Annotated in this window: 11 protein-coding genes; 1 reads left to right on the forward strand and 10 read right to left on the reverse strand. The window is 55.6% G+C overall.

Going from position 1 to position 14,310, the window contains the following annotated elements; all coding sequences use genetic code 11:
- Positions 1–118: 118 nt before the first annotated feature.
- The 10 genes from MKZ79_RS17585 to MKZ79_RS17630 form a co-directional block, all read right to left on the reverse strand.
- The gene (locus MKZ79_RS17585; protein ID WP_336143931.1) at positions 119–523 is read right to left on the reverse strand and encodes a type III secretion system chaperone; all 405 of its coding nucleotides are present in this window, start codon (positions 521–523) and stop codon (positions 119–121) included.
- Positions 524–535: 12 nt separating this feature from the next.
- Positions 536–5,626: an AvrE-family type 3 secretion system effector gene (locus MKZ79_RS17590; RefSeq protein WP_336143932.1), complete on the reverse strand. Its 5,091-nt coding sequence runs from the start codon at positions 5,624–5,626 to the stop codon at positions 536–538.
- Positions 5,627–5,841: 215 nt separating this feature from the next.
- Positions 5,842–7,095, reverse strand: coding sequence for a c-type cytochrome (locus MKZ79_RS17595; protein ID WP_336143933.1), 1,254 nt, complete (start codon positions 7,093–7,095; stop codon positions 5,842–5,844).
- 6 nt (positions 7,096–7,101) lie between these two features.
- Complete coding sequence (locus MKZ79_RS17600; RefSeq protein ID WP_336143934.1) at positions 7,102–8,871, reverse strand: GMC family oxidoreductase; 1,770 nt, start codon at positions 8,869–8,871, stop codon at positions 7,102–7,104.
- Between the two features lie 34 nt (positions 8,872–8,905).
- Entirely contained in the window at positions 8,906–9,631 is a 726-nt protein-coding gene (locus tag MKZ79_RS17605; RefSeq protein WP_336143935.1) for a gluconate 2-dehydrogenase subunit 3 family protein, read from the reverse strand.
- A 304-nt stretch (positions 9,632–9,935) separates the two neighbouring features.
- Positions 9,936–10,430, reverse strand: a complete 495-nt coding sequence (locus tag MKZ79_RS17610) for a DUF1198 family protein (RefSeq protein ID WP_336143936.1) — start codon at positions 10,428–10,430, stop codon at positions 9,936–9,938.
- Positions 10,431–10,591: 161 nt separating this feature from the next.
- A complete protein-coding gene (locus MKZ79_RS17615) occupies positions 10,592–10,873 on the reverse strand; it encodes a hypothetical protein (protein WP_336143937.1) in 282 nt (93 codons plus the stop codon).
- 380 nt (positions 10,874–11,253) lie between these two features.
- On the reverse strand, positions 11,254–12,213 hold the full coding sequence (locus MKZ79_RS17620; protein WP_336143938.1) for a chemotaxis protein: 960 nt from the start codon (positions 12,211–12,213) through the stop codon (positions 11,254–11,256).
- A gap of 121 nt (positions 12,214–12,334) precedes the next feature.
- Complete coding sequence (locus MKZ79_RS17625; protein WP_336143939.1) at positions 12,335–12,715, reverse strand: hypothetical protein; 381 nt, start codon at positions 12,713–12,715, stop codon at positions 12,335–12,337.
- A gap of 89 nt (positions 12,716–12,804) precedes the next feature.
- Positions 12,805–13,161 (reverse strand): helix-turn-helix domain-containing protein, encoded by a 357-nt coding sequence (locus MKZ79_RS17630; RefSeq protein ID WP_336143940.1) that lies wholly within the window; start codon positions 13,159–13,161, stop codon positions 12,805–12,807.
- Between the two features lie 242 nt (positions 13,162–13,403).
- On the opposite strand from MKZ79_RS17630, the gene MKZ79_RS17635 reads away from it, so the two are divergent.
- Positions 13,404–14,306, forward strand: a complete 903-nt coding sequence (locus MKZ79_RS17635) for an ATP-grasp domain-containing protein (protein ID WP_336143941.1) — start codon at positions 13,404–13,406, stop codon at positions 14,304–14,306.
- The last annotated feature ends 4 nt before the right edge of the window (positions 14,307–14,310 follow it).

Raw genomic sequence — 14,310 nt, forward strand, 5'->3', positions numbered from 1 at the left:
GAAAACATATCTAACACTCTTAAAACTTCTGGTATTACCGTAATTTACCTGAATCTGACTCTTTCTTAACACTATGGGTAAATTATGGAGCTGTTTTGCCCAAATAATTTGTGATAAGTCAGGCGGCGCTCTGGGTTTCGGACAGAAATTCGCCAACCTCATCCGCCTGGCGCATAAACGCGTTCAGCAGCAGGCCGAAGCCCGCCGCGTCGAGCCCCGCCAGCGGCTGCTGGCTACAGAGCCGCAGCCTGTCGTCGCCGTCCATCGCCAGCCAGCAACCGCGCATCGCGTCCATCTCAAAATTTAGCGCCAGCAGCGTGCGTAAATAGCTCTCCGCCGCCTCTTTCAGATCTCCCAGCCGACGATGGAAGATCACACAGTCGCTTTCGGGCGGCAGTTCAACGATAGCCAGCTCCTGCTGGTCACGCATCAGCGCGCAAACGCCGTTTTTTAAGCCCAGCTCAATGCCGAGACGACGACCGTAGTAGGCCAGAAAATGATTAAGCTGCTCTGTAGCGTTCATACCTTTCTCCCGTTAGCTTTTGAGCACAAAGTTTTGATCCTGACCGCGTCGCAGCGCGCCGGCCAGCTCCGTCGTGGCTTTGGCGATGCGCCCTTCCAGCGCGTAATTAAGCGGTTTGTCCTGATCCTCGCCATAGCTAAAGCTGATTTTCCCAAGGTTGCGTTTCATCGAAACCGACGCGCTGTTGGCGCCGCCAAGCAGAAAAGCGGGCGTGGCGAAGCCGTCGGTTTTGGTCTGTGATTTGGTAAAGCCGATGGATTTAAGACGCAGGTTGTCGCGGTTGGTCAGCTCGGCCCGCATCTCATCCGGGCTGTTGCCCTGCTGCAGCCAGCGCTGCTCCAGTCTTTCCCGTACCTCATCCTTAAGCTCCAGCGTTACCGTCGCCTCGGTGCTGACATTATCCTGCAGCGCCGCGATCAGGCTCTGTAGCTGATGGTCATCTTTCATCAGCTCGCGCATTTTAGTGGCGTTGCTGGCGTTAAGCGTGCCGTCGAGCAGGTGGGAAAGCTGGTGCCATAGCCCGTTGCTGTCCACTTTACTCAGGTTGGCGTAGGTAGTCTGATATTCGCCGCCCTGCAGCAGTTTTTGCCCGCGCTCCGCCGCGCTTTGCTGGCGCAGATGCTTATCCAAATCGCGCAGCGCGGCCTGCTGTTCATTGTTTTTTTCACGCATCTCGCGCGGAGTAAAATGGGCATCCAGCTTGTCCAGCTTCTGGCGCGGCGTCAGCGGCGTCTGATCTTCTTTATCTTTCAGCGAATCGATAAGGGCCGCCGTGGCCGGATCGGTAAATTTTTTGCCCAGCGTTTCCGAAAGCTTATCGATATGCGTCGACGCCAGCGGGCGAGCCGTTTTGGTTTCCATCGTCAGACTCTGCTTTGTGCGGTTATCCACCGCCAGCTGTACGCTGGCCGCCGGCCCGGCAAACAGCGGCAGTCGCCCCTCTTCGCCTTTCAGCAATACGCCGACAGGCAGCGCGAAGTTAACGCCCACGCTGGCTTTGTTCAGTCCGCGCAGGCGATTGTTGCTGCGGCTTTCGGTGCTGCTGTCCTCTTTATTGCTCTTGCCTCTTTCGCGCGTGCCGGAAAGCATATTGACCCCGGCATAAGCGCCGCCGCCTACGCGGAAGCTCGCAGGCGTCTCTTTCTCATGCTTGTTGGTTAAAGGCACGCCTGCCGACGCCAGCGCGGCGGCATTGGCGTCCAGGCTGACGTTCAGCACCTCGCCATGTTTAATGCTGTGGTTGATGCCGCGGTTGAGCAGCGTCAGCGGATCGAGCGTGCCCTGAGTCAGGCCCTCGATAAAAGCGGGCAGCTCCGCTTCGGTAATATCGAAGCTGACGCTGTTTTGTTTTTTCACATCCAGCGGCGTGGCGGAAAATACGCCGCCCAGACGTACGGCAGGCGCCAGATTGCGCTGATTGTCGACGGCGACATCGTGCGCCGGATCTTTCATATAGCCAGTAAGCAGGTTGTAGCCTACGCCGGTAAATGCGGTTAGCGAGCCGCCGCCATCGCGGCCAAAGCTGACGGTCACGCCGCCTTCGCCGCGCGTCAGGCTCATGCTATAGCCGCGATCCAGACTGCCTCTGCCGCCGACGCCCGCGATAACCTGCGAGCCGGGCAGCGCGCTGATGGTGGTGGTAGCGCCGTAGGCCCGGCTGAACGACAGGCTTTCGCCTTTTTCCATATCCAGTACCGTGTTCTCCAGATGGCGGGCGAGCAGCTGCTGATCTTCCGCCTGCATCACGGTGCGGGTAGTGACGTTCATGGCGTGATCCGCCTTGGTAAAGGCTTTAGTCATCGACTTGATGGCGTCATAGTTAGCTTCCAGCTTGTCGTTGCCGGTGAAGCCCTGGCCGGTGACCTGCTTAAGCGGATTGCTTTCCCACTCCACGTCCCGCAGCTCCCGGAACTCGCGGCCCAGCGCCTGCAGCGCCTGCTCGCGCTTCTCTTCCGGCAACGCCAGCGCGCGGGTAAGGCGCTCCGTTAAGTCATGCATTTTAACGTTGGTCAGGCCGTCCAGAATCAGGCGTGATTTCGTCAGTCCCATTACATCGTGCTTGTCGCGGTTCATCCCTGCCGGGATCGCTTCCGCAGGCTTCTGATGGGCCAGCTTTACGCCCGCGTCGCGCATTGCCGTTAAAGAGAGCTGCGCGTTATTGCCTTTGCCGCTGGGATGCAGGGACCAGAGCTGGTGCAGCTTATTCAGCAGATCGTCGTGGTGCGTGCTGGCCGGATTAAGGCTGCCGGTCAGCTTATCAAGCTGTCTGCCCGCGCTGCCCTGGGCACCGTAGTGCTGCTGTAGCAGGCCAGCCTGATGCGCGGCGCTCTCCGCCAGCAGCTTGTTGAATTGCTGCATCTCGCCAAACCAGGCGGGCAGATCTTCGCGCTTCGCCAGCGCCTGCAGCTTCAGGCTGAGCGGCTCCTGCGGCAGCGGCGTCGGCAGATTTCTGAGGTGCTGGGTCAGCTCTGTCAGCTGCTGCGTCTGCTGCTGGTAGATCGCCGTCAGTCCCTGTCGCCCGCTGTGGCCATGCTGCACAAGGTTGCCCATATTTTTCAGCGGGCGCGGCGTTGCCAGCGTCGGGCGAAACACAAAAGTGCTGAGCCGGGTTCGGAAAGGCGTATGCACTTTATGACCGTCATGGCCGGACTGGCCGAAGGTGTTGATTTCGCGTTTGTAGGTGATACCGGTTTTGCCCAGCTTGCCGTCGCGCGTGGCGGAACTCAGCCGCTCATAGTTCCTGTCCGCGTGATTTTCCACGTCGCGGATGCCTGCGGAAACGTCCGCTGAAACCGGATGCCAGCCGTGTTCGTTTCGGGCCAGCACCTGGTTGTTATCCATCGCCATCAGCAGCCCGCCTTTCTGATTGGCGTAAAATTTCACGGGCAGCGCTCCGGCAGGCTCACCGCTGTCGTCAGCACCTGGTTTAGGCAGCTGTTCCGCTTTCATGCCGTCGACTTTGCCCTGCTGCCAGCTCTCCGCCGGCAGGCTGAAGACTTTGCCCTTGTCGCTCAGAATAAAGAGCCGGTTTTCCGGGCCGAGCACCATATCCGTCGCCAGATGATCGACCTGCGCACCAGCCGCCATGCTCAGCGCCGCGCCGGACTTATTCATCGCCTGGCTCAACGCCTCGCGCGGAAGCGTCCGGGGAAGCTGCCTGTCGCGACGGCTCTCCGTGTGCACATGATGAAAATGGATGTCGCCCTTCTCTTCCAGCGTGACGAAGCGGCCATCATCCAGCGCGCTGGCCGCGACGGTTTTCTGGTTTTTATCGAGCCCCGGCATCGCCGGATCTTCGCTGACGCTTTTTTTGACCTGATGCAGCGCAAACACGTTCTGCTGAAAATTAATCTTGTTGCTGGAGACGTTGACCTTCAGCCTTTTGAGTTCGTTATCCTTCAGTACCCATGCCTGACCGTCCTGCCCGGTACGCAGCTGGTCGGCCTTGACTTCCGTCGCCTCCCAACCGTTAGTCAGTTCATTAAAGAAATGCACCTTGCCGTCATGCAGCGCCAGCTTGCCGTTAGCGCCGACCGCGACAATATCGGTACGCGTCGGCGCGGGCTGCGGCAGCCCTTTTTGAAAGTCCATCACCAGGCTGTCGCTGAGGTTCCAGCTGGACGACACCGGCGGCCTGGCCGGATCGGGATTCAGCGCGATAGCGTGCTGCCTGTCCATCCCGTCTTTGACTACCGCATGTAGCTGGCCGTTTTCGCCACAGAGCAGGCTTTGTACATGAAAGCGATCGCCAATGACCTCCGCGATCTGCTGATGCATTCTGTCGCGCAGGTTCAGCTTCTGCGCGTCGCCGAAATTAAGCTCGTCGCCGTCGCCGGGCCGATCCGCCACCAGCAGACGTCCCTTGTGGTCAACGGCGATAACCAGGCTGTCAGTTTGCGCCACCGACGCCAGCGTGGTTTTGGCGGGTATCAGCTGTAGCGTGCGCTGTTCCGTTTCCGGGCTGTCGAGGCGCGGCAGCAGCTTAACGCTTTGCTGCTTGTTCTCTTCGTTAGCGAGCAGCACGATCGCCTGACCGTCAGCCGCCACGGAGGCGCCGCTGATTTTATCCGTGAAGCGCACGCTCTGGGTTTGCGTCTGCAGATGGTGTAAGTGGCGATCGTCATGGATTAGATAGAGCGAATCGTCAGCCTGCCGCGACAGCTTCGACAGATCTTTATCGTCGTTAAAAGGGTCGACCCGCTGCCAGCCCTGCTCGTGGGAAGCCAGCTGATAGAGTTTTTTGTCGCTAAGGCGAAACGCCCTGTCGCCCTCAGGCGTAGCCAGATGATGCACGTCCGTCAGTTGGCCAAGCACGGCGGCATCCGGCAGTTTTACCTCGGCTGTGCGTGCCGTTGGCGTATTGTTGCGGCTGATTTGCACGCTGGCGCCATCGTCGTTGAGGGTTAAAGCGTGATCGACAACGTTCGCCGCTTTGCGCCGGGGAAAAGCGGCGCCCGGCGTCTCTTCTCTGGCCCAGGTCGGCTTGCTGTGGGCGACGCCGACCAGCGCGTCCCGTGACGAGTGCAGCGACAGCAATTTTCCGTCGTCGCTCAGCAGAGTATGCTGACGGTGGTTTTTAGTGGCCGCTACGCTCTGGTAGCGCATTTCAGGATGGCCGACAGTCTGCCGGAGCAGCGCGCGTTGGGCGTCGCGTCCTGCCGGCGCGGCGATAGCGACGTTACGCTGTTCGGTCAGCCGCACGCCCAGCGAGGCTTTTTCCTGAGTCTGATGCGCGTGCTGTTCGGCCAGCGTCGCGCCGATCTCCTGCGCCAGCGAACCTTCCGCCGTGGAGGGAATCGGCACGTCCAGGCGCTGTAGCTGAAAACTTGCTGGCCCGGCCGCGCGCGGCGGATTTTTCCTGAACAGCGGCAGATGACTGAAGCCGTGAAAGCGCCCTCGTCCCGTGGCTCGTCCGGCGCTGCCCTGCTGAACGTTCGCCGGTATTGCCGCGCTGTTGCCAGCGGCGCTTTGCAAAGTGCCGCCGCCGCGCTGGCTGGGTTGCGCATGTTGCTGTTGCGGCGCGTTCTGGCCGGTTTGTCGTGAAGTCGAGCGCTGCGCGCTGTTTGTCGCTGAGGCGAAAGCTGTTCTGATCCCCGTTAACACGTTGTTTCTCCTGAAGCAAAAGAGCAAAACTTTGGCTTAAGTGGCGGAACAAGCGGCGGGGTTCCCACTGTCATAGATTGTTCTTATTTGTTACGGCGGCAGGCTAAGCGATGGCCGGTAACAGGCTATCTCTTTGAAAAAAGGAATGTAGTGAAGGAGATAGTCGGAAAGGATAAAAAAAGAGAGGCGTTGCGCCTCTCTTGCAGAGTGAAGAATTAATGCTTCAGCGTTTCGCGCACTTTTTTCACATCGTCCGCTTTCACCGCCGCCGCTTTGTTGCTCCAGCCCTGACGGATAAAGGTAGCCAGCTGCGCCACCTCCTCATCGCTCAGACGGGAAGCGAAGCCCGGCATCGCCAGCGTGGAAGGCGCTTTCGCCGTTGAAGGCTGCTGCGCGCCGGCCAGGATGGTATGGATCAGCCCGCCCGGATCGCCCGCGTTAACGATAGTGGCCTGATCCAGCTGCGGGAAGACGCCAGGCGCGCCTTTGCCGGTGACAAAGTGACAGGCGCTGCAGTTGTCCAGATAGAGACGCTCGCCGGTGGTCAGGTTTTTCGCCGCCGTCAGCTTAGCTTCCGTGGCGCTGGTCGCTTTGTCATCGCCGGCCGGCAGAGAAGGATTGCCGCCCAGGAACTTCAGATAGGCCGTAATCGCTTTCAGATCCGCGTCGCTCATATAGGAAGTGCTGTGTTCAACCACGGAGGTCATTTCACCGCCCACAGCGGCTTTATCGTTGCGGCCCGTTGCCAGGTAATCGACGGTTTCCTGCTCTGTCCAGTGCGCTAATCCACGCAGCGAAGGTACTTCCCAACCGTTGAGATTGCCGCCGGAAAGGAACTCTTTGTCGCTGCTGTCCAGCGCTTTTTCATTCATCCCCAGACCGCGAGGCGTATGGCAGCTACCGCAGTGGCCGAGGCTTTCCACGATATAGGCGCCGCGATTCACTTCCGCTGAAGCGCCGCCGATTGGCCGGAAAGGCTTATCGGAGGTAAAGGCCCAGTTCCAGAAGCGCATTCCCCAGCGCTGGCTGAACGGGAAGCTCAGATCCGTTTCCGGCGGCTGTTCCGCGCTCGGCTTTACGCCCTGCATAAAGTATGCGTAGAGCGCGTGCATATCTTCGTCGCTGATTTTGGCGTAGTCCGGATAAGGCATCGCCGGATAGAGCCGCTTGCCGTCCGGCAGCACGCCTTTGCGCACCGCGTCAGAGAACTGCTGCTCGCTGTAGTTGCCGATACCGTGCTCTTTATCCGGCGTGATATTGGTTGAATAAATGGTGCCGAGGTTCGACTCGATCGCCAGGCCGCCGGAGAACTCCGGTTTGCCCGGCAGCGAGTGGCAGGCGCTACAGTCACCCAGACGCGAAAGATATTCGCCCTGCTTAATCAGTTCGCCATTGTCTGCCGGAGCCGCCAGCGCGGAGCCTGCGCTGAGCAGCACGGCATTGGCGAGTAAAAAATGTTTTATTTTCATCGTCGCTTACGCCTGTACCATTGGGCCTGGGTTTTTCAGGTAGATATCTTTGATCGCCTGCGCCGCCATCAGCGTCAGCGCGCCGATAGTGTCGGTCGGGTTCGCCTGGAAGTTCTGCGGGAAAGCGTTGCCGCCCGGCACAAAGACGTTGTGCACATCCCAGCTTTGCAGGTACTTGTTCAGCGCCGAGGTTTTCGGGTTATCGCCCATTACCGCGCCGCCCACGTTGTGGGTGGAGACATATTTGGTCAGGTCGAAGTGCGCGTCCATCGGCAGGAAGCTTTCGCTGTAGCTGTCCGGGTTCAGCTCTTTGGTGATATCGCTGACGATGCCTTTCAGATACTGCTGCAGTTTCAGTTCGTTCAGTTTCCAGTCAAAGGTCATGCGCAGCAGCGGATAGCCATATTCATCTTTGTAGTTCGGATCCAGATCCAGATAGATATCGCGATAGGACTGGCAGGTGGTGGTGATGCTGATCTTCATCGAGTGGCCGTACCACTCTTCCAGCCCCTCTTTCCAGCCGGTTCCCCATGCTGGCGTGCCTTTCGGCAGCGCGGTACTGATTGGCGTGCCGGTAGCCTGCGAACTGTGGATTTTCGCGCCGCCGATAAAGCCCAGCGACGGGCCGTCGAAGTTGCCAGGCGAGATGTCGTTAAACATCTGTCCGGTAGCGCCTGCTGTCGCGAACGGGTTGAAATTTTTATCCTTGAAGAACAGCGTGGCGCCGCCGTTGCTCAGGAAGGCGTAGTTACGTCCAACCACGCCCTCTTCGGTAATCGGGTTGTAAGGTTTGCCGATGCCGGAGAGCAGCATCAGGCGAACGTTGCAGAACTGGAAGCTGCTCAGCACCACGATTTTCGCCGGCTGGAAGCATTCGTTGCCCTGCGCGTCGATGTAGATCACGCCTTTCGCCGTTTTCTTGTCGTCGTGCAGCACGACTTTCATCACGTTGGCGTGCACTTCGTAAGAGAAGTTGTCCATACGCTTCAGCGCATCCATTACCGCCGTCTGTGGCGAGGCTTTGGAGTAGTTCAGGCAGGGATATTTACTGCAGTAGCCGCAGTAGTTACATGGCGCGATCTGGTTGCCGTACGGGTTGGTCCAGGCGCGGGAAACGCATGCCGAAGGGTTCGGGAACGGATGATAGCCCAGCTTTTTCGCCGCTTTGGCGAACATGGTGGTATTGAGCGTCTCTTCCAGCGCCGGCAGCGGGTAAGGCTCGGAGCGCGGCCCTTCAAAGGGATCGCCGCCTTCCATAATCTGGCCGCGCAGGTTGCCGGTCGTGCCGGACTGCCCACAGATATGCTCAAACTTAGTGTAGTACGGCTCGATTTCGTCCCAGCTGAACGGGAAGTCCATAATGCGCATATCTTCCTGCAGGATACCCGGCGCATAAGCCTGATCCGCATAGGTTTTCAGCTTGAGATCGGTTGGCGTTGGACGGATCAGTACCGCCGTCCAGTGCAGACCGGAACCGCCGACGCCCGTGCCTGGCGCAAAAGCTCCCCATTTGCGGGTTGGCAGCGCCGTCTGGCTCATGTTGTAACGCACGGTGACCGCCGCTTCCGCTGGCGTCGCCATCACTTTGTTCCGCACGCCGTAAGCGTACTCATCCGCCGGTTTCGGATAGGCGAACTCTTCATAACCACGGTCGCCGCCGCGCTCCAGCGCGCGCACTTTCAGTCCGGCCATCGCCAGCTCGATACTCATCAGCGAGCCAGCCCAGCCCAGGCCGACTACGACTACGTCGACTTCTTCTTTATTTACTGTTGCCATTTTCAATCCTGCCAGTCTGTAATCAGAGAAAAACTCAGGCTCTTTCGCCCTTGATGCTAATCGGGCCCAGCGGATAAGGAACGTTATGCTGCTTAACCCATTCCATATAGCTGGCGCGCGCGCCGGGGAAGCCAATCGCAATCCACGCCTTCATCCCCTTATTGCCGCCGTACATCGGGTCGGCGAGGTAGCCATGTTTGGTATTGGAGAGTAATTCGCTAAAGAACTGCGAACCCTGCAGCGCGCTTTCTCCCAGATCGGCGAAGCGGATCTGATTTTTTTGCACCTGAGTTAATACGGCTTCCTGATCGGCTGTCGCCAGTTCGTGGAAGGCTTTCTGATGGTTCTGCTGACACCAGCCGTCGACCAGACGAATGCCGGTTTGCAGGATTTGCTGTGGACGAAAAGGAATTTGATAACCCATCGTGGCCGGCGCATGAGGATCAAACGGGCCCTGCATATAGATTTCGCTGCCCATATCGCCATGCATTTGCTGATCGATAAAGATTGGGACGTTGGTTTCCAGCGCGCCAGGCGCTTTGCCTTTGCCGCCGGCCGGGATCAGACGATCGCAGGCGGCCATAACAAATTGCCATTCGCTGGCGGAGAAGAAAATAGGTTTGTAATCGAGCAGATCGGGCGCGGCCATTTCAGCCGCCTGCGCCGCCGTTAATCCTTTAAAGACCAGTTCGCCAAGCGGCAGCGCTAGCAGCGACCCCAGTAAAAATTTACGCCGGGTAGTTTCTTTTTGTAGCAGCATAACATTACGACTCTCACATGATAATAAAATGTAATTTGAGTTAATAGCTTTTGTTATCGACCAGAAAAAAAGTAATGTTATGGATAAAAGTATTTCGAAATGTAAAAATTAAATTAAATTTGTTTTTAGTTAAGTTTTATAACTTTGTTATAAAACAGCAATATAATTGCTACCCGGATGTTGTGTTCAAAAAAGAGGCTTTGCCATTACTTTCCCGCTCGATAAAGGCACTATTTCCTTATAACGCCTTAAAGATAATTCAGCTGGGTGATAATGCCAGGCGTGAACAGACAGGAAAAATTATTCAGTGGTAATGCGAATGAGAATGAATCGACACCACGTTATTTCCTTCGCCTTCAGCGACAGTGATATCGGGCGCAAAGCGAGCATTGTAGCGCAGGCGAAAAGCATGCATTTCCTGGGCGTCCGGCTCCAGTTCCCGCAGGAATTTTAGCGCCAGCCGAACGTGTTCGCCCGCCAGCTCTGTCGGCAGCCAGGCTTCCTTCAGCACGCCGCGCCAGAAGACGATATTCTCTTCAGACTCATCCACCAGAAACAGCTGCCAGATTAGCAGTACGCTTGCCGCGTTGCTTAAGTGCGCTTCGCTATCGCGGGAGAGATAATCGACAAACTCTTTGCCGGCTGTCTGGCCCATCAGGCTGAGCAATGACTCAACATAAACCGGATCGATATTCAATCGTTTGGTCAGCGCGCCGGTAGCGCGTCGGGTTCGGGAATTGAGTACGCGAAAACCAATAACAAAAACCACTACCAAAGTCAGAAGCATCAGCCAAATCATTATCATTACCGAGGCGGGCACAGGGAGCGCCAGAGTAGCAGCAGCTTCGCGCAGAAAGCAAACCCGTAAGCCTTGCGCCGACGTTTTTCAGGGCGGGGATAAGCGTCAGTAATAGCGCATAACCTTAAAGCTGTCCGCAACAGCTTTAAGGCGATTGCGGATTAAGCCTGCGCCTGCCATTCGGCGCGATGCTTTATGCAGGCATCAATAGCCATGCGCAGCGCCTCTTCAGGCGTCGCTTTTGCTGTTTCTTCTGCGGGCAAAGGCAGCTCGTCGACCTTTGTCCATACGGCCCAGGAGAGCTGGCCGATCTGGTTTTGTAGCGACATCTGCACTAAAACGAGGATGGCCTGCCCTGCTTCGTTCGCGAGGATTTCATACCTTAAATATTCATCCTGATGATTATTAAGATAGAGTACTTTTTTCACTTCCAGTATGGTCATTATCATCTCCTTATTTTCTGACAGCGCAAATAATAATGTACTTCTGACTTTGCGCCTATACTTTATTATCTGAAACTTTAAAAATATAAGAAGTAAAAATAAGAAAGGACACTCAGAATAATGACGATAAAACGCACTGTGCAAGCGCATATTAATAGATTAACGGATAAGCTATAATGGCTGTTATTAATTACATTCGCAGAGAGCATCGATGTTAATAGCCGCCATTATATTATTTTTTGCTGGCTGCCTTTTTTTCTGGCTGGCCGTGAAGCGCCAAAGCCGCGTTTATCGTACTCTGGGCTTCGCTTTTATGCTTAATGCCGTGCTGAACCTGGCTCATTACTGTTATATGGCGGCCGGATGACCGCCAGTCACGATCAATTTCCAGCTTCTTCCAGAACTTTATGGATAACAGCGGAGAGCTCGTTGATCTCAAATTTGGCGACATAACCGTTGGCGCCAACCTTGCGTACATGGTCTTCGTTGGCGCTGCCCGAAAGCGAAGAGTGGATCACCACAGGAATGTTTTTCAGGCCCGAATCGCTTTTAATATTGCGCGTCAGGGTGAAACCATCCATCTCCGGCATTTCCAGATCGGTCAGCACCATCGCGATTTTGTCGTGAATGGAAACCCCTTCCGCCATCGCCTGCTGCGCCATCAGCTTGATCTTATCCCAGGCCTCTTTGCCGGTAGTATGCATCACGGCAGGAATACCCATCACTTCCAGTCCCTGTGCCAGCATCTGGCGCGCGACTTTGGAATCTTCTGCCACGATAGCTACCGAGCCAGGCTTGATGTTGAACGCCTTAAGCTTAACGTCTTCCTGTTTAACATCCCGCACTGAAGGGATAACGTCATGCAGGATTTGCTCTACGTCCAGTACCATCGCCATGCTGTTGGTTTTATCGTCCAGGCAGGCGATGCTGGTAATATTACGGCTGCTGATACCCGATTCTGCCGTATGGATCTGGCTCCAGTTCAGCCGCACGATATCGTCGACGGATTCCACGGCGAACGCCTGGGTGCTACGGGCATACTCCGTCACCAGTAGCAGGTTCAGGCCCGTTTCCGGCGTGCAGCCCGCCACGGCAGGCAGATCGATAACCGGGATAAACTGGCCGCGAATATTCGCCATGCCCAGCAGCGGCGATTTCATCCCGGCCGCTTTGGTTACAGGCGGCATAGGCACGATTTCACGCAGTTTAAATACGTTAATGCCGAAAAGTTCTGATTTCGCGTCGTTCTGATCGGAACCTAAACGAAATAACAGAAGCTCGAACTTGTTGGATAAGGCGAGATTCGCTCTCTCGTCAATCTCTCTCTGGAAATTATCCATTAACTACCTCTGGTTGCCTGCTGTTTGTACGCTGGTAAGCGGCGTACAACGGCACGCGGCTTATCACTCTGTGAGTGTTATCGGCAACGGCGAAGAAAAGTACAGGGTAGCCTGAGAAGAGTTAGCGGCCCGGAAGCTCATCCATATATTTCTGACACAGCTCGATAGCCGAGTTCAGATCCTGAATAAGCCGCGCGTCCTTTTTAGTGTGCGTTGAGGCGGTAAGCCCGCCGCTGGCGGTATCCAGATCCAGATAGCCGACGAATTTACCCGCCTGGCGCAGCTCATACCGGTTAATGCCATGAGTTACCTCGCCTCTGCGCCATTCCAGCTGATAGCCTTTTTTCGTTACGTTCTGCAACAGGCAATCGTGAACCGGCTCAAAAAAATGATCCGAGTAAAAATCATATTTCGCGCTTCTGTTTACCTCGACGCGTTGGGGAGAAGCAGAAGCGTAGCCCGTCAGCAGCATGGCCGCGACAGCCGCCGGAAGAAGACGCATAGCAATCCTTGAGATGAACGTAGTCGCTGCCGATTCTATCAGCCGTTCATAAATCTCCCTTCAACGGAGGCTTCGTCGATGACGCCAACTCAGCAATAATCACTGTGGTCGCGCTTCTGCGCGTGGATTTTTCTGAATGCGGCTGGCGGCGCCTGGTACTTTCTGGCAAAAATACGGGTGAAGGTTTGCTGGGATTCATAGCCATATTTCTGAGAGATGGTCATTACCGTTTCGGTGGATTTAATCAGATCTCTTGCCGCCAGCGCAAGTCGGGTATCGCGAATAGAGTTGCCCAGGTTTTTCCCCATCACGCGCTGAAACATTCTTTGCAGATGCCATTTTGAGTAACCCGCTCTCTCCGCCACATCGTTAATTTTCAGCGGCAGATGGATGTTGGCGTCGATCCAGGCGACCAGGTCATAAATAAGGGCTTGTTCCCGCTGCATGCTCGATCTCCTCTTTCGGCTCCGGTTCTGTTAGTACGTTGTAACTAAGCATGCCTCGCTCATGATATAGCGGGGCATAGTCTGTTTCAGGGTAAAGAAGCATAGCAGCGATAGCCTGCCGTGATTAGCGGCGCGCCGGAGGTTGATGTTATGAATGAGGCTCATTAATCAATCATTCACTGTCGCCGGATGAATATAACTGCTTCAGCCTGCCCGCTTGTTCTAGCGGGCGTTATTCCGAGTTGGTAAATAAAGCATTATTAGGTAGTCTGTTTATCCAACCAAAACAGCAATACTATTTGGTTGATAAAAGGAACTCTTTCACCCGGAAAGAGAATTATCTGTGCAAGGAAAAGGAGTATTCTGTGCAAATTATCTATCCCGCGCAGCTATTTTCACCCAAAATTCCTGATGAAGCCTATGCTCAGGAATATGAATGCGCACGAGAAAAAGGGCTGCATTGTTTGCTGCTGTCGTCGGATGCCGCAGCTATGGGCGAATACCGTTTCTCCACCGCTTTTCAACCCGGTAATCCAGCAATCTGGCGCGGCTGGATGATGTCGGATCGGGAGTATCGTCAGCTCTGTTCCGCCGTTGCCAAAAAAGGCGTGGAGATGATGACTTCGCCAGAGGCGTATCTTCGCTGCCACTATCTGCCGGGCTGGTATGATCTTTGCCGCGAATTCACGCCGGAGACGGAAGTTGTTGCGGCGGATGCCGATTTCGATGCCCTGCTAAGCAGGCTGCCCTGGCCTGCTTTCTTTGTGAAGGACTATGTGAAGTCTTTAACCACGGCTCGTGGCTCGGTGGCGCATAACGCAGAGGAAGTCAGGGAAATTATTCAGTTACTACAGAAATTTCGTGGTGAAATTACCGGCGGCATTTGTCTTCGTCGTTTTGAAGATTTCAGGAAAGAGAGTGAGAAGCGCTATTTTGTCCTGCATAAAAAAGTCTTTGCCGCTGACGATTTTATTCCTGAAAGCGTAAAAGAAATTGCGGAACGTATAGAGAGCCCGTTTTTTTCTGTCGATATGATCGAAAACAAACAGGGCGAATTAAGACTGGTTGAGATTGGCGACGGCCAGGTTTCAGACAGCAAAGCATGGCCGGTAGATCGTTTTATCGGGATGCTGCTGACCGGATGATAGG

This window comes from Erwinia sp. CGal63 (assembly GCF_037026505.1).
In the GTDB taxonomy this organism is placed as follows: domain Bacteria; phylum Pseudomonadota; class Gammaproteobacteria; order Enterobacterales; family Enterobacteriaceae; genus Erwinia.

Bases quoted from the DNA above. Each gene is read 5' to 3' on its own strand.
- MKZ79_RS17600 (WP_336143934.1), bottom strand. From the start codon at position 8,871: ATGGCAACAGTAAATAAAGAAGAAGTCGACGTAGTCGTAGTCGGCCTG.
- MKZ79_RS17610 (WP_336143936.1), bottom strand. From the start codon at position 10,430: ATGATTTGGCTGATGCTTCTGACTTTGGTAGTGGTTTTTGTTATTGGT.
- MKZ79_RS17605 (WP_336143935.1), bottom strand. From the start codon at position 9,631: ATGCTGCTACAAAAAGAAACTACCCGGCGTAAATTTTTACTGGGGTCG.
- MKZ79_RS17585 (WP_336143931.1), bottom strand. From the start codon at position 523: ATGAACGCTACAGAGCAGCTTAATCATTTTCTGGCCTACTACGGTCGT.
- MKZ79_RS17625 (WP_336143939.1), bottom strand. From the start codon at position 12,715: ATGCGTCTTCTTCCGGCGGCTGTCGCGGCCATGCTGCTGACGGGCTAC.
- MKZ79_RS17615 (WP_336143937.1), bottom strand. From the start codon at position 10,873: ATGACCATACTGGAAGTGAAAAAAGTACTCTATCTTAATAATCATCAG.
- MKZ79_RS17595 (WP_336143933.1), bottom strand. From the start codon at position 7,095: ATGAAAATAAAACATTTTTTACTCGCCAATGCCGTGCTGCTCAGCGCA.
- MKZ79_RS17620 (WP_336143938.1), bottom strand. From the start codon at position 12,213: ATGGATAATTTCCAGAGAGAGATTGACGAGAGAGCGAATCTCGCCTTA.
- MKZ79_RS17630 (WP_336143940.1), bottom strand. From the start codon at position 13,161: ATGCAGCGGGAACAAGCCCTTATTTATGACCTGGTCGCCTGGATCGAC.